The sequence below is a fragment of the Roseovarius confluentis genome, assembly GCF_002917925.1.
Lineage (GTDB): Bacteria > Pseudomonadota > Alphaproteobacteria > Rhodobacterales > Rhodobacteraceae > Roseovarius > Roseovarius confluentis.
This window is the reverse complement of record NZ_PPFE01000009.1, coordinates 44165-59482: the sequence shown is the minus strand read 5'-3', so window position 1 is coordinate 59482 and position 15318 is coordinate 44165. Positions and strand designations below refer to the sequence as shown.

Genomic DNA, 15318 nt, shown 5'->3' with positions numbered 1-15318 from the left:
ATCTGCATCAATAAAAACAGGGAGAGAAAGATGAGGATGAATTCTGTCTTGTGGGCCGCGAGCCTGTCACTGGCCGGGGCCGGGATGGCGCAGGCCGAGACGGTCCGGATCCCGATCAACGAATGGACGGGTCAGCATATCTCGGCGCATATCACCGGCACGCTGCTGGAAAAGGCCGGGCATGACGTGGAATACGTGACCGCCGGGGCGGTGCCGCAATTCGCCGCCATCGCCAATGGTGACCTGCATTTGCAGCCCGAGGTCTGGACCAACAACGTCGGCGACATCTATCCCAAAGCGGTGGAGTCGGGCGACATCACCGTGGTGGGCCAGCTGGGCCTGCAGCCGCAGGAAGGCTGGATCTATCCGCCCTACATGAAGGAACAGTGCCCCGGCCTGCCGGATTACGAGGCGCTCTATGACTGTGCGCAGGCGTTTGCCGCCGCCGATACGTTTCCCAAGGGCCGGCTGATCACCTATCCCGCCGACTGGGGCACCCGGTCCAAGGACGTGGTGGCGATGATCGACATCCCGTTCGAGCCGGTCGCGGGCGGATCGGAAGGCGCGATGATCGCCGAGCTGAAATCGGCCACGGCGACGCAGGACCCCATCCTGATGATGTTCTGGCAGCCGCATTGGCTGTTTGCCGACATGGAGATGGAATGGGTCCAGTGGGACGCTGCCGACGGTGAGTGCGTCGAGGAAGAAGGCCAAGAGCGTGGGGCGGCCTGCGGCTTTCAGCAGGCGTCGATCGACAAGATCATCAATGCCGAGTTCGCCGAAGCGAACCCGGGCGTGGCGGCGGTTTTCAACGAGATTTCCATCGACAACGAGGTGCAGAACGCGCTGATGCTGGAGATCGACCAGAAAGGCCGGGACCTGGAAGAGGTCGTGGCCGAATGGATCGACGCCAATGAAGAGACCTGGGGTCCCTGGGTCGAGGCCGGAAAGGCTGCGCAGTAAGGTGCGAATGGACGCATCGGAAAGGCCGGGGGTTCTGACGCCCGGCTTTTTCGTATCAGCGGGGACAGGGGCAGCATGAGCGACACGCATGCAAGCGATGGCGCCGGAGCGGACCAGCCGAGGCTGTCCTGTCGCCACATCTGGAAGGTCTACGGCAAGAAACCGGAGCGGTATTTTTCGAGCGGCCAGCCTGCCGACGAGACGCCGGCGCTGGCCGAGCGCATCCGGGAGGATGGCGCCATTCCGGCGGCTGCCGATGTGAGCTTTGACGTCGCCGTGGGCGAGATTTTCGTGATCATGGGCCTGTCGGGCTCGGGCAAGTCCACGGTGGTGCGCTGCCTGTCGCGACTGGTGGAGCCGACGCATGGCGAAATCCTGCTGGATGGCGAGGACCTGCGCGCGAAATCCGACAAGGAGATGATCGAGGTGCGCCGCCACCAGATCGGCATGGTGTTCCAGAATTTCGGCCTGATGCCGCATCTGAGCGTCTGGGAGAACATCGCCTTTCCGCTGAGCCTGCAAGGCGCGGCGCAGGACCACACCCGCGAACGGGTGAGTAAGGTGATCGAGCTGGTGGGGCTGGAAGGGCGCGAGAAAAGCTATCCGCACCAGTTGTCGGGCGGGCAGCAGCAGCGGGTGGGCATCGCCCGGTCGCTGGCCGTGGACCCGGATCTGTGGCTGCTGGACGAGCCGTTTTCGGCGCTGGACCCGTTGATCCGGCGGCAGATGCAGGACGAGTTCCTGCGGATTCAGAACGATCTGCACAAGTCCATCGTGTTCATCACGCATGATTTCCTGGAGGCGCTGCGCGTGGCGGACCGGATGATGATCATGCGCGGTGGGCGCGTGGTGCAGACCGGCACGCCGGCGCAGTTGATCACCAATCCGGCGGATGATTACGTGGCCGAGTTCACCAATGACGTGCCCATGGTCCGCGTGCTGCGGGCCCATGAGGTGACGGACCCCGATGCCGGCCCGGCCGACGGCCGTGAGCGCGTGGCGGGCGATGTGTCGGTCGAGGCGCTGTTGCCGATGTTGTCGTCGCGTCCCGAGGGGCTGGCGGTGGAGCAAGGCGGCACGGTGACGGGCGTGGTTACAGCGCAAAGCGTGGTGAAGGCGCTGGCGAGGTTGTCCGAGCAGGAGGACGCGCCGGCATGAACGCCGCCAGGATGCATTGGGCGTGGTTCGCGCTGATCGGCCTCACGCTGGTGGCGCTGGGCTTTCGTGACCGGCTGGGCTGGCTGATGGAGTTCCCCGAGGCGTGGGAATGGCCGATGACCGAGTGGCTGAACACCGGGATGGACTGGGTCGTGGAGACCGCCGGCCCGGCGTTCCGCGCGTTTTCGGACGTGATGGATTACCCGATGTCGTGGGTGCGGGAGTTGTTGCACTGGATGCCCTGGGCGCTGACGGTCGGCCTTTTGGTGATCGCGTCCTTCGCTGTGTCGGGCTGGAAGCTGGCCGTGTTCACGTTTCTGGCGATGTTCTACATGGTCGTGATCGGCTACTGGTTCGAGTCGATGAATTCGCTGGCGCTGGTGCTGGTCTCGGTACCGCTGGCGGTGGCAATCGGGTTCTGCGTGGGGACCTGGGCATTCTATTCCGACCGGGCCGAGCGGGTGATCACGCCGACGATGGACACGTTGCAGACAATTCCGGTCTTTGCCTATCTCCTACCGATCCTGCTGCTCTTCGGCTTCGGGCCGGTGGTGGGGCTGATCGCCTCGGTGCTTTATGCCGTGCCGCCGATGGTGCGAAACACCACGCTGGGGCTCGCCCGAGTCGACGAGGAGGTGATCGAGGCGGGGATGATGGCGGGGGCCACGGCGGGCCAGATGTTCTGGCGCGTACGGGTGCCCAGTGCGCTGCGGCAGATCCTGCTGGGGGTGAACCAGACGATGATGGCCGCCTTTTCGATGATCATCATCGCGTCGATCATCGGCGGCACGTCCGATATCGGCTGGGAAGTGCTGACCCATATCCGCAAGGCCAACGTGGCCGAGGCGATACTGGCGGGCGTGGTGATCGCGCTGATGGCGATGGTGATGGACCGGATCACGGCGCGGGCCGCGATGGGGCGGTCGCCGGACGGGGGCGAGGACGAGAGTTTCGTCGCCCGCTACCGTTACTGGATCGTGGCGGCGGTGTTCGCGGTTCTGATGCTGGGACTGGCGCGGGTGTTCCCGTTCCTGCAGGAGTATCCGCGGGCGTGGGAGGTCTATCCGGCGGATGCGATGAACGACGCGTTCAACTGGTTGCTGGTGGAATTCGCGGGCACGATCAAGGCGATCAAGACGACGGCGCTGTTTTACCTGATGCTGCCGGTGAAGATGGGGCTGGATGAGACGATCAGCCCGTTTTCCTGGGGCTTCGAGTTCACCACTCCGATGAAGATAGGCTACGCCGTAGCGATGGTGGGGCTGGTCGGTTGGTTGCTGGTGCGGCGCCGGGTGCGGGCGGCCATCGGGGTCTCGCTGCTGGCGATCCTGCTCTATTTCGGAATCACTGGCTTGCCGTGGCTTTCGATTGCAGGCGTGATGGTGCTGCTGGCGTGGCAGGCGGGCGGGCGGCGGCTGGCGATCGGCACGGCGGTGGGGCTGGCCTTCCTGATGCTGGCGGGCGTCTGGCCCGAGGCGACGATTTCGTTCTACCTGTGTGGGCTGGCGGTGGCGCTGTCGTTCCTGATCGGTACGACGCTGGGGGTGATCGCGTCCGAGAATGACGCGGTGTCGGCCTTTCTGCGCCCCATAAGCGACACGTTGCAGACGATGCCGCTTTTCGTGATCCTGATCCCCTTCGTGATGTTCTTCAAGCTGGGGGATTTCACCGCGCTTCTGGCGATCATGGCCTATGCGATCGTGCCCGCGATCCGCTATGCCGAGCATGGGTTGCGCGGCGTCAACGCCGAGGTGATCGAGGCGGCCAAGGCGTGCGGGTCGACCCGGTGGCAGATGCTGTGGCGGGTGCGGTTGCCGCTGGCCCTGCCGCAGCTGCTTCTGGGGCTGAACCAGACGATCATGTTCGGGGTGGCGATGCTGGTGATCACGGCGCTGGTGGGCACGAGTGATTTGGGCCAGGAGATATACATCGGGCTCAACAACGGGGATTTCGGCGTCGGGATGATTGCCGGCATCGGGATGGCGACGCTGGCGATGATCGCGGACCGGATGACGCGGGGGTACAGCCGGAAAGGGCGCGCGGCGCTGGGGCAGAGGTGAGCCGCCAAAAGCTTTGAGAAAGCTTTTGGAAAATCTTTTTTAAAAAGATTTGCCTTGGAGCCAATCCAGCATGATGTCGCAAAGGCGGTCGGGATCTTCCTCGTGGGCGAGGTGGCCCAGGCCCTCCAGCGTGAACCGTTCGGCATTTGGCAGAACGGCTGCGGCACGGTCCGACACCTGGGGCGACACGGCCGTGTCGCGGTCGCCGGTGATCAGCAGCACGTCATTCTCAATTTCGGGCAGGCGGTCGAGCAGGGCGTCCGTGCTCCAGCGGGACATCATCTGCAATGTGCCGTCCACATGGGCGCGGTCGGCGAGGAGGCGGCTGTACCAGGCAAGGCCCTCTTCGGAGAGCGTTGAGCCGGTGGCGCGGATCACGTTGCGGGCGCGGCCCGGACGTGCGCCGCCCGCCGAGAAGGCGATGGCGGTGAGCGGGTTCAGCGCCAGGAGCTTGGCCAGCATCGGAAAAAGCCAGCCCGCCATGCCCTCGAACCGGTCGAGCGCGGCATTGAGGCCGATGACGGCAGGGGTGCCGGGCAGGCGCGTGGCAAGGTCGAGTGCGACGGCGGCACCGGCGGAGTGGCCGATGAGCGCTGTTGGCTGCCAGTCCTCGGAGGTGCAGAGGGCGGCGATATCCTCGGCGGTGGTCTGCAGACCGAGGCGGGAGACGCTGCCGGCGCGGGTGAAGCCGTGACCCGGCAGGTCGAGGGCGATGACGTGGTGGTTTTCAGACAAGCGTGAAATGAGGTCGCGCCAAGTATGCGTGCTGGCGCCTGCGCCGTGCAGCAAGAGGAGCGTGGGGCCGGTGCCCCATTCCTGAATGTGCCAGTCGTGCGGGCGGTGGCGGACGCGGTGAGATGCAGCCGCATGGGGCCAGTCGGGCAGGTCGCGGGCCCAGTCCATGGCACTCAGGCTCCGAGTGCCGAGGTGACGGCGGTGCTGATCCCGTGGGCGTCGGCGCGGGGCAGGGCGAGGTAGCGCGCGCCGAGGGCCACAGCGATGGTGCGGGCCGTGTCGGTGGGGCGGTTGGAGGTGTCGACGAGGACGCCGGAGATGCCCTGCGCGCGCAGGCTGGCGGCGATGCGGGTGGCGTCGTCGTTCGCGGTGGCGCGGTCGGGATCGCCGGTGAGCGGGATGTTGGCGCGGCCGTCCGTCAACAGGACCAGCATCGGCGTGAGGCCGCGGCCGCGGGCCAATTGGGCAAGGTCGCCTGCGGCCATCAAGCCGGAGGCGAGGGGCGTGCCGCCGCCGCCGGGCAGCGAGGCGAGGCGGCGTTTGGCCTGCACCAACGAGCGGGTGGGCGGCAGTAAGGTGTCGGTGCCGGTGCCGCGAAAGGCCAGCAGGGCGACCTGGTCGCGGCGGGCGTAAGCTTGGGCGAGCATGAGTTCAACGGCCCCCTTGGCCTCTGCCAGCCGGGCAACGGCGGCGGAGCCGGAGGCGTCGACGGTAAAGATGAGCAGGCGGTCGGAGCGGTCCTCGAACCGCTTGATGCGGATGTCAGACGGCAGAATCACGAGCGCGCGGTCGGCGTTGCGCCCGGTGCGGCGGAGGGTCTGCCAAGGGGCGGCGGCGCGCAGGGTCGCGATCGGATCGATCCGGGCCTGGGCCGAGGGGTGGCCCGGGCGTGAGGGCAGGGGGCGACCCCGGCGGTTGCCGCGGCGGCGGTCGCCCGCGCCGCTGCCTGCCGCATTGGCGGGGCGGGTGGATTTGGCGGCGAGACGGTCGAGGATGTCGGGCGGCAGGAGCGCGGCGATGGCGGAGACGAGGATGTCGTCGGGAAGGTCGGTGAGGGACTGGTCGCGGTCGGTGTCCGGGGCGTTGGCCTGGTCGGGCTCGGGGGTTTCGGGCGGGGTTTCGTCCTCGTCCTCGGCCTCGGTGGGCATCATGGTGGCGCGGGAGGGATAGACCAGTTCGGCGGCTTCCTGAAGCTGGGCGTCGGTGACTGTCATCTCGGCGTCGAGCGCGGCGAGGGCGCGCGCGGTGCGCAGGGCGAGGCTGGGGGCACGCAGGCTGTGAATGCCGAAGCGGGCGGCGAGGGTGACGAGCATGGGCAGGGCGCCGTCAGGTATCTGCACGCGCGGCAGGCGTTTGCGGGCGACGTCAAGGTCGGCGGCGGCGGGGAGACGGACGGGGGTGGCGGCCTCTTTCGGTTCGATGTGGAAGGCGAGGCGGTCGAGCAGGGCTTGCGGCGCGCCTTCCTCCGCGCTGGCGGCTTCGTCAAGCAGGATGAGGGCGTGGCCGCGATCCGTGTCGAGCAGCTGCGCGAGGCGGGCGGCGAGGCCGGAGGGCGTGCGCTCGGCCATGGTGAGGGTGAGCATGGTGGGCTGATCGGCGAGGCCAGCATCGCGCACCGGGCGGCCCTCGGCCAGCGAGGCGGCGATGTTGAGGCCGCCGAAAAGCTGATCGTCGGAGATGGCAGGGTGGATGCGGTGCTGGGGACCGGGCAGCTTGCGCAGGGCGGTTTCGAGCGCCTGCCGGGCGGGGCCCATGCGGGCGCGGAAGGTTATCCCTTTGAGGCCGCCGGGATCGACCGCGAGGGCCGCGAGTGCGCGCTGGGTGCGGGCGGTGTCGGCCCCGTCTGTCATCCGAAGGTTTCGGCGACGGTGCGGGTGACGCGGGTGGTGGAGCCGGCCTCGTCCAGCGGGTCGCGGCGCAGGCGGTGGCTGAGCGCGAGAGGCGCGACGGCGGCGAGGTGGTCGCGGGTTATTGCCGCATCGCCCTCAAAGGCGGCGAGTGCGCGGGCGGCGCGGAGTAGGGTCAGTTCGCCACGTAGCCCGTCGGCGCCGAGGGCCACGGCGAGGGCGGCGCAGTCGCGCAGGATGGCGTCGGTCGCCTCGAGTTTGCGGAGCAACGCGCGGCCGGCGAGGATGGAGTCGCGGATTTTTGCGTCCTCGAGCTGCCACTTGGCCGTGAAGGCCTCACGGTCCATGTCGAAGGCGTCGCGGCGGCGGACGACCTCGATGCGTTCGTCGATATCGGTGGGTGACCTGACCTCGACCGAGAGGCCGAAGCGGTCGAGAAGCTGCGGGCGCAATTCGCCTTCCTCGGGGTTGCCGGAGCCCACCAGAACGAAGCGGGCGGGATGGCGGATGGAGAGGCCCTCGCGTTCGACCGCATTGATGCCGGATTGGGCGACGTCGAGCAGGAGGTCGACAATGTGATCCTCCAGAAGGTTCACCTCGTCGATATAGAGATAGCCGCGGTTGGCGCGGGCCAGTAGGCCGGGCTCGAAGGCTTTTTCCCCCTTGGTGAGAGCACGTTCGATGTCGAGTGCGCCGGTGACGCGGTCCTCGGTCACGCCCAAGGGCAGGTCCACGACGGGGGTGGGGCGTTCCACCAGATCGGTGTCGGAAACGGTGGCCCAGTCGGGGCACTCCTCGGGACGTTCGGAATTGACCGGGCAACCCTTGACCTGGGTGATGGGCGGCAGAAGGGTGGCGAGGGCGCGGACGGCGGTGGACTTGCCGGTGCCGCGATCTCCGAAGACCAGCACGCCGCCGAGGCCGGGGTCGATGGCGGTCAGGATCAGCGCCTGTTTCATGGTGTCCTGTCCGACGATGGCGGAGAACGGAAAGGCGAGGCTCATGCGCCGACCCCCAGGTGTTGAAGTGGTTTGGCGCCCTGCCACGTGCCGCGGTCGGCGACGATGTCGAACCGGGCGTAGAGTTCTTCGCGGAACCAGTTGCCGTCGCGCACGGCCTTTATGGCGCGCGCGTGCGGACCGTCGTGGCGGGCGAAGGCGGCCATGCCCGCGGTGTCGGGCCAGACCGAGAAGGTGACCTGGTGCAGAAGCGGCACCTCGCCGATGCCGATCTTGAAGGCGACGTTGGGATCGGCGCCGATGACCGTGCTGATGTCGGGCACGCGGCGCCAGAACTTGAGCGCCACAAGAGGCTTGATCGTGGCGCGGGTGAGGGCGGCGACGGGGCCGGTGCCGGCGGTGACGGTGGCGTCAAAAGGGGCCACGCCGGACCATGCGCCCCGCGCCGAGGTGGTTTGCATGAAGAGCGTATAGCATTCGATGGCGCGGCGGGCGTAACGCCGGAATACGGGGGCCTCGGCGGTCTGGCGCTGCGCGGTGGCAAGATCGGGCCAGGTGGCGAGAATGGCATAGACGCCGGTGTTGGGTTTCGGCGTAAACCCCTCGCCGGTGCCCGAGCCGCACAGCTTCCAGAAGCCGATGCCGGGAACGCGGGCCAGCGCGGGACGGGCGAGGCCCATCATGGTGAAGGCCCAGAGCCTTGAGAGGCCCGGTGCGAAACGGAAAAAGCTGAGGCTGACGATTTGGATGACCCTGTCCCCCTTCGGTCAAAGCGCGCGTCTCGGCAGTCCCATTCATGCCAATCGCGACGTCCGGTTGTCCAGCGCGTTCCGGCCCATAAAAGAACTTCACTGGATGATTGTCAACGTAACTTGACACATGTAGGCTGGGTACATGTTGACACGTCTGGACCCCGCACTTCGTGAGCAGGCCGAGAAGGCCATGCGGCCCCATGCGGTGGTGATTGGCGCGGGTCTGGGCGGATTGGCCTCGGCCATGCGGCTGGGTGCGAAAGGCTATCGCGTGACGGTGCTGGACCGGCTGGAGAGCCCCGGCGGGCGCGGGTCGAGTCTGTGGCGCGATGGGCATCGGTTCGATCTTGGGCCGACCATCATGACGGTGCCTCAGGTGTTCGAGGATCTGTGGGCGGCCTGCGGACGGCGGTTTCGCGATGACGTGGATCTGCGCCCGCTCGACCCGTTTTACGAGATCCGCTGGCCCGATGGGAGCAGGTTTACCGCGCGGCAGGATACCGACGCGATGCGCGCCGAGGTGGCGCGGCTGAGCCCCGGCGATGCGCAAGGCTACGAACGGTTTCTGAAAGACAGCGAACGGCGCTACGCGTTCGGGTTCGAGGATCTGGGGCGGCGGTCGATGCACCGGTTCCTGGACTTGGTGAAGGTCTTGCCGACCTTCGGGATGCTGCGGGCGGATCGGTCGGTCTATGCCCATGCGGCGACGCGGTTCAAGGATGAACGGTTGCGTATGGCCTTTTCGTTTCACCCGCTGTTCATCGGGGGCGATCCGTTCAACGTGACGTCGATGTATATCCTTGTCAGTCACCTGGAAAAGGAATTCGGCGTGCATTACGCGATGGGCGGCGTCGATTCGATTGCGCGCGCCATGGCGGGTGTCGTGGCCGACCAGGGCGGTCTGGTGCGGCAGGGCGCGGAGGTGGACGAGATCGTGGTGCACGACGGGTGCGCGGCAGGTGTGCGCTTGACCGGCGGCGAGGTGGTCGAAGCGGACGTGACCGTGTCGAATGCCGATGCCGGGCACACCTATGACCTGCTGATGCGCAATGTGAAAAAGCGGCGCTGGACCGGGCGCAAGTTGAAGCGCTCGCGGTGGTCCATGGGGCTGTTCGTCTGGTATTTCGGAACGAAGGGCACGCGTGGCAAGTGGGCCGATGTGGGGCACCATACGATCCTGAACGGGCCGCGCTACAAGGGGTTGGTGAAGGACATTTTCATCAACGGTACGCTATCCGAGGACATGAGCCTTTACGTGCATCGGCCCACGGTGACCGACCCGAGCGCCGCGCCGGAGGGGGATGACACCTTCTATGCGCTGAGCCCGGTGCCGCATCTGGGATTCGACGACCCGGTGGATTGGAGCGCGATGGCGGAGACCTATCGGAGGAAGGTTCAGGCGGTGCTGGAAGAGCAGTTGCTGCCGGGGCTGGGGGATCATCTGACCGCCTCGGAGGTGTTCACGCCCAAGACGTTCCGGGACAGGTACCTGAGCCCGCATGGATCGGGCTTTTCGCTGGAACCGCGGATTTTGCAGAGCGCTTACTTTCGGCCGCATAACGTGAGCGAGGAGGTTGCGGGGCTTTACCTTGTCGGGGCGGGGACGCATCCCGGTGCGGGGCTGCCGGGCGTGGTGTCGAGCGCCGAGGTGCTGGGCAAGCTGGTTCCGGATGCCGACGAGGTGCGGGTGAGATGAAACTGACGCGCACGGAAGCCGCCGACATGGCGCATTGCCGCGAGGCGATCCGGGATGGGTCGCGGTCGTTCCATGCGGCCTCGAAATTGTTGCCGCGGCGGGTGCGCGACCCGGCGCTGGCGCTCTACGCGTTCTGCCGGCTGGCGGACGACTCGGTCGACCTGCATTCCGAGAAGGCCGAGGCGGTGACGCGGCTGCACGAGCGATTGGACCTGGCCTATCGCGGGGTGCCGCGGAATGCGCCCGCCGACCGGGCCTTCGCTGCCATGGTGGGGCGGTTCGACATGCCGCGCGAATTGCCCGAGGCGCTTTTGGAGGGCCTCGCGTGGGACGCGGAGGGCCGGCGGTATGACAGCCTGTCGGGGCTGCGCGCCTATTCGGCGCGCGTGGCCTCGGCGGTGGGCGCGATGATGTGCGTGTTGATGGAGATGCGCGAGGCCGACGGGCTGGCACGGGCCTGTGACCTGGGCGTGGCGATGCAGTTGACCAATATTGCCCGCGACGTGGGCGAGGATGCCCGCGAGGGGCGCCTGTATCTGCCGCGCGACTGGATGGAGGACGAGGGGTTGGACGAGGCGGCGTTCCTGGCCAATCCGCAGATGTCGCCGGCCCTGCACCGGGTCATCGCGCGGCTGTTGCGCGAGGCCGAGGGGCTTTACGCCCGGTCCGAGGCGGGGGTGGCGACTCTGCCCGTGAGCGCCCGGCCCGGGATTTTCGCGGCGCGGTACATCTATGCCGGGATCGGGCGGCAGTTGCGGCGGCTGGGGCATGATTCCATCGCGCATCGGGCGCGGACCACGGGCGCGCAGAAGCTGGGGTGGCTGATGCTGGCGAGCCTGCGGGCTGGCGGCACGATGATGATGCCACGCTCGGCCGTGCTGCACGCGCGGCCCTTGCCCGAGGTGGCCTACCTTGTGGAGGCGGCAGCGGAGCGAAAGGCGCCGGGGCGCGACTGGAGTGAGGCGCTGTGTTCGACCATGGCGACGCTGAAGGCGCGGGACCGGGACGATCCGGCCTTGCCGGTGTCGGGGAGGCACGCTAGATCGAGATCATGATCTGGCTTTGCTTTGCAATTTTTCTTGCGGCTTGCTTTGCGGCGGGTGCGACGGGGGCGCTGTTCCCGCCGGGCAAGTGGTACGAGGATCTCAACAAGCCGACATGGACCCCGCCAAACTGGCTGTTCCCGGTGGCGTGGACGACGCTGTACCTGCTGATGGCGGGAGCGGGCGCGCGGGCGGCGGTGAGCCCCGACAATTCGGTGGCCATGGCGCTCTGGGCGCTGCAGATCGCGCTGAACGGGCTGTGGACGCCGGTGTTCTTCGGGCTGCGCCGCATCCGGCTGGGGCTGGTGGTGCTGGTGGGCCTGTGGATCGCTGTGTTCTGTGGGATGATCGCGCTGTGGCAGGTGGACTGGCTGGCCGGGCTGATGTTCGTGCCCTACCTCGCTTGGGTCAGTGTCGCGGGCGCTCTCAACCTTTCGGTCATGCGGCTCAACCCAGAAGTGGTGCGGGCCGAGGCGCGGCGCTGACATTCCTTGGCTGTCATCCCGGACATGTATGGAACCCGGCCATTGGCTGTGCGGTTGAAGCGTTATGCTCTCTGACCTTTCCCTGACCGCCAACCTGATTGTTTTCGCAGGCGCGGCGCTCGTGATCCTGATAGCAGGCACGAAAATGACCGGGATGGCGGACCGGATCGCGGACCGGAGCGGGTTGGGCGAGGCCGTGACCGGGGGGCTCTTGCTGGGTGCTGCCACGTCGCTGTCGGGCACGGTGGTTTCCATCACGTCGGCGCTGGATGGGCGCGCGAGCCTCGCCTTTTCCAACGGTATCGGGGGGATCGCGGCGCAAACGGCGTTTCTTGCGTTCGCGGATCTGATCTATCGGCGTGCGAACCTGGAACATGCCGCCGCGGATGTGGCGAACCTGTTTCAGAGCACGTTGCTGATGTTGATGCTGGCCGTGCCGTTGGCCGCCTACGTGATGCCCGAAATGGCGTTTTGGTCAGTGCATCCGGCGTCGGTTGTGCTGGTGGGCATCTATCTTTTCGGGGCCTATGCCAGCGTGGGCATTCGGCAAAGCCCGATGTGGCGGGCCGTGGACACGCAGGAGACGCGTGACGACCAGCCTGAAGATGAGGAAGATGCACAGAAAAGCGTGACCTCGTTGTTGGTGCCTTTCCTGGCGCTGATGCTGCTTCTGGGACTGGCGGGCTATGCGATTGCGCGATCGGCGGGCGCGTTGACCGAACAGTTGGGTCTGTCCTCGGCGTTGGTGGGTGCGTTGATGACGGCAGTCGTGACGTCGTTGCCGGAGTTGGTCACGACGCTGGCCGCTGTGCGACGCGGTGCTTTGCAGCTGGCCGTGGGTGGGATTATCGGGGGCAACACGTTCGATGTGCTTTTCCTGACGCTGTCGGATATCAGCTATCGTGACGGCTCGCTGTATCACGCCATCGGCACAGGCGATCTGTTCTGGGTCGTGGTGGGGCTGGCGATGACCTCCGTGCTGTTGATCGGCTTGATCCTGCGCGAGAAGTCGGGACCCGCCAATATGGGCTGGGAAAGCCTGACGATGCTGGGGATCTACGGCGGGGCCGTGGGGTTCCAGGCGTGGAGCGGATAGCTGCCTTCAGTCTTTCGCGAATGTCCAGCCCGCGCGCCGGGGGACCCGAACTGCCAGCATGGGCTTCAGAAACGGCGAGCGAAAGCGTTTGAGATCGAGGGTCTCGTGCACGCCTGTGGTCTCCTCGCCGTCGATGACGCTGCGCACGGCGGCGCGGGCGTAGAAAGGCGCGTCGAGCATGGGTTGCACTTGCGTCGGGGTGTGGCCCGGGTCCGCCCGGCCTTCGCGGTAAAGACCCCAGGCGGTGCGTTTCATGCGGGTTTTCGGAGGGGGCGTCACGACCCGGGCGTTGCCCTGATTGTCGAAGCGGATGCCAAGCCCGAGTTCCGACCTGTCGAGGCGGGTGGCGTCGTAAAAGCAGGTGCTGCCCGTCCCGGTCGGGAACCGCCCCCAGGTCCAGTAGGTGAAGTCCTGCTCCAGGGCTCGCGTGCCGAAATTGGCATCGAAATAGCCATGGCCGTCCCATTGCCAGCCTGGCGCGTCGAGATCGACGCTGATCCGTGCCGTGGGCGCGAAGGGACGCCAGACATGGGCGCCATCGGGGGTGAGAGGCAGCTCCACGCGTGTCATCGCGGAGGGCGTGACGGTGACGCGGCCCCGGACGCGGGAAACCATCGGCGGAGCGCCGATCTCGTTGATGTCGATGACGAGTTGGCCGTTCTTCCAGTGCAGCGAAGAGGGGCCGACGGTGAAGCTGTCCGTTGTCTGGCGCAGGGCGCTGCTGCCCCGGTCGGTCATGGTGAAGCGCCCGCCGGCGCCATAGGTGGCGACGTTGATGCAGACATGGTTTTCCGGGTTGCGCCGCCCGGACCAGGCGTACCAGGGCGAGAAGACCGAGCCGATGAAGGCGATGATCGAGATGGCGCGGCCGCCGCCGTCTTTCAGGCCGTCGACATACCACCATGCGTAGCCGTTGGGCGGGACGGCGAGGTTGAAATTGGGTCCGTCAGTATCGCCTCGGCCGCATGCTTGCCGGAGAGGGCCGCCATCGGCACCCCGGCCCCCGGATGCACCCCGCCGCCCGCCAGGTAGAGGCTCTTGACCGGCGTCCGGGCGGTCGGGCGCTGGAAGGCCGCCATCGTTCCATGCGGACTTTGCCCGTAGAGGGATCCTCTGCTCTCGGGAAACAACTGGTCGAAGCCCGAGGGCGTGGTCAGCGCGTCCGGTCCCGGAAGCGGATCGAAGTCGAGACCGAAGCGGGCCAGCGTCTGGAAGGTGCGTGTCTGACATGCGGTGAACTCCTCTGGGCCGGATGGGTCCTGCAGGGGTGGGGCGTTGGCGATGATCTCGAAGCGTTCAGGCGTGGGCGGCGCGGTGGGCAGGCCGCGATCCATGGCGCAGACATAAAGCGTGGGGTCGGGGATGCCGCGGCCCCGCATCAGCGCGTCGAACTCGGGCTTGGGGTCGGCGCGGAAGAAGACGTTGTGATGGGCCAGGTCAGGACCCGATGGCTTGGCTGCGAAGGCCCAGACCTCGGCCGAGAGGCTGCGGGGGATTTCGGTGGTTTGTGGCGCCACGCGGTCAAGGCCGGGGCCGAGCGCGCCGGTGGCCAGCGCTCTCGGGTCGCCGTTGAACACGACGGCATCAGCTCGCAGGTGGCGGCCGCCCTGCAGGGTCACGCCCACCGCGCGGCCCTTTTCGGTGAAGATGCGATCGACATGGGTGTCGTAATGGATCGTGGCGCCGGCTTGGGTGATCGCGTCGGCCAGTGCACGGGCCAGCCGGTTCAGGCCGCCTTCGACCCCCCAGACGCCGGATATCTCGGCCTGCCAGATCAGCGCCAGAAGGGCGGGCACGTGGTAGGGCGAGCCGCCGACATAGGTGGCGTAGCGGCCGAATAGCTGCCTCAGGCGCGGATCGTCGAAACTGGCGTCCAGCAGCTGCGCAAGCGTCTTGTTCGGGGCCATCTGGCGGATGAGGTGCGGGTGACGCAGGACATGGGAGGTGAGGGCCGCGAGCGTTGGCTCGGGGGATTGCATGACGGGCGCGTCGAACCCCTCGAAAAGGGCGCGGGCGCGGTCGGAGAAGCTGCGCATCTGCCGCCCTGCGCGTGCGCCGGCGAAGGCGGTCACGGCGTCGATGTTGCGCGCCGGGTCGTCAAACAGGTCGAGCGTGCTGCCGTCGGGCCAGAAATGGCGGGCGATCAGGTGCTGGCGGTGCAGGGTGACGTGATCGGTCAGGCGCGTGCCAAGGGCGGCGAAGAGCGCCTCGAACACCGGGCGCAGGGTCAGGACGGTGGGGCCGGTATCCACAGGACCGACGGCTGAGGGCAGGGTGCGCATCTTGCCGCCTGGATGGCTGTGGCGTTCCAGAATTGTGACGCGTAGCCCGGCGCCAACGAGGCGCGCGGCAGTGGCCAGCCCGCCAATCCCTGCGCCGATGATTGCGGCGTGGGGCGCGTCTGAGGCCGGGTGGCTCGGTTGTGTCATGTCAGGGATTGTTGACTCGAAACCGCGGAGTGTCCAGTATAGCTTACACAATGCATGTCTCCATATGGTGACATATGCCCTGATCAAGGAGCGCC

General features: G+C 67.1%; 13 protein-coding genes. 7 read left to right on the top strand and 6 right to left on the bottom strand.

Annotated features, from left to right (window positions below):
- Nucleotides 1-30 precede the first annotated feature (30 nt).
- From C2I35_RS17465 to C2I35_RS17455, 3 genes are all read left to right on the top strand, one after another.
- The gene (locus C2I35_RS17465) at nt 31-963 is read left to right on the top strand and encodes an ABC transporter substrate-binding protein (protein ID WP_103764434.1); all 933 of its coding nucleotides are present in this window, start codon (nt 31-33) and stop codon (nt 961-963) included.
- Nucleotides 964-1038: 75 nt separating this feature from the next.
- Nucleotides 1039-2121: a quaternary amine ABC transporter ATP-binding protein gene (locus tag C2I35_RS17460; RefSeq protein ID WP_103764340.1), complete on the top strand. Its 1083-nt coding sequence runs from the start codon at nt 1039-1041 to the stop codon at nt 2119-2121.
- Nucleotides 2118-4181 carry an ABC transporter permease subunit gene (locus C2I35_RS17455; RefSeq protein WP_103764339.1) on the top strand — a complete coding sequence of 688 codons (2064 nt, stop codon included), beginning with the start codon at nt 2118-2120 and terminating at the stop codon, nt 4179-4181. The genes C2I35_RS17460 and C2I35_RS17455 overlap by 4 nt, the downstream gene beginning before the upstream one ends.
- 39 nt (nt 4182-4220) lie before the next feature.
- Here the strand turns inward: C2I35_RS17455 and bchO are convergent, their stop codons facing one another.
- The 4 genes from bchO to crtA are packed head-to-tail and all read right to left on the bottom strand — an operon-like array spanning nt 4221 to nt 8471.
- Entirely contained in the window at nt 4221-5084 is an 864-nt protein-coding gene (gene bchO / locus C2I35_RS17450; protein WP_103764338.1) for an alpha/beta fold hydrolase BchO, read from the bottom strand.
- A gap of 5 nt (nt 5085-5089) precedes the next feature.
- Entirely contained in the window at nt 5090-6766 is a 1677-nt protein-coding gene (locus C2I35_RS17445; RefSeq protein WP_103764337.1) for a magnesium chelatase subunit D, read from the bottom strand.
- A complete protein-coding gene (bchI, locus tag C2I35_RS17440; protein ID WP_103764336.1) occupies nt 6763-7767 on the bottom strand; it encodes a magnesium chelatase ATPase subunit I in 1005 nt (334 codons plus the stop codon). Before bchI ends, C2I35_RS17445 begins: the two co-directional genes overlap by 4 nt.
- Entirely contained in the window at nt 7764-8471 is a 708-nt protein-coding gene (gene crtA, locus C2I35_RS17435) for a spheroidene monooxygenase (protein ID WP_103764335.1), read from the bottom strand. The genes bchI and crtA overlap by 4 nt, the downstream gene beginning before the upstream one ends.
- Nucleotides 8472-8616: 145 nt before the next feature.
- On the opposite strand from crtA, the gene C2I35_RS17425 reads away from it, so the two are divergent.
- The 4 genes from C2I35_RS17425 (at nt 8617) to C2I35_RS17410 (ending at nt 12794) form a co-directional block, all read left to right on the top strand.
- Nucleotides 8617-10170, top strand: coding sequence for a phytoene desaturase (locus C2I35_RS17425; protein WP_103764333.1), 1554 nt, complete (start codon nt 8617-8619; stop codon nt 10168-10170).
- On the top strand, nt 10167-11225 hold the full coding sequence (gene crtB / locus C2I35_RS17420; protein ID WP_103764332.1) for a 15-cis-phytoene synthase: 1059 nt from the start codon (nt 10167-10169) through the stop codon (nt 11223-11225). Before C2I35_RS17425 ends, crtB begins: the two co-directional genes overlap by 4 nt.
- The gene (gene tspO / locus C2I35_RS17415) at nt 11222-11698 is read left to right on the top strand and encodes a tryptophan-rich sensory protein TspO (RefSeq protein WP_103764331.1); all 477 of its coding nucleotides are present in this window, start codon (nt 11222-11224) and stop codon (nt 11696-11698) included. Before crtB ends, tspO begins: the two co-directional genes overlap by 4 nt.
- 64 nt (nt 11699-11762) lie before the next feature.
- Nucleotides 11763-12794, top strand: a complete 1032-nt coding sequence (locus tag C2I35_RS17410) for a sodium:calcium antiporter (protein WP_103764330.1) — start codon at nt 11763-11765, stop codon at nt 12792-12794.
- A 6-nt stretch (nt 12795-12800) separates the two neighbouring features.
- Here C2I35_RS17410 and crtC read toward each other — a convergent pair whose 3' ends face one another.
- Together crtC and crtD are read right to left on the bottom strand one after the other, a co-directional pair.
- Nucleotides 12801-13679: a carotenoid 1,2-hydratase gene (gene crtC / locus C2I35_RS17405; RefSeq protein WP_103764433.1), complete on the bottom strand. Its 879-nt coding sequence runs from the start codon at nt 13677-13679 to the stop codon at nt 12801-12803.
- Nucleotides 13676-15223 carry a 1-hydroxycarotenoid 3,4-desaturase CrtD gene (gene crtD, locus C2I35_RS17400; protein WP_103764329.1) on the bottom strand — a complete coding sequence of 516 codons (1548 nt, stop codon included), beginning with the start codon at nt 15221-15223 and terminating at the stop codon, nt 13676-13678. The genes crtC and crtD overlap by 4 nt, the downstream gene beginning before the upstream one ends.
- Nucleotides 15224-15318 lie beyond the last annotated feature (95 nt).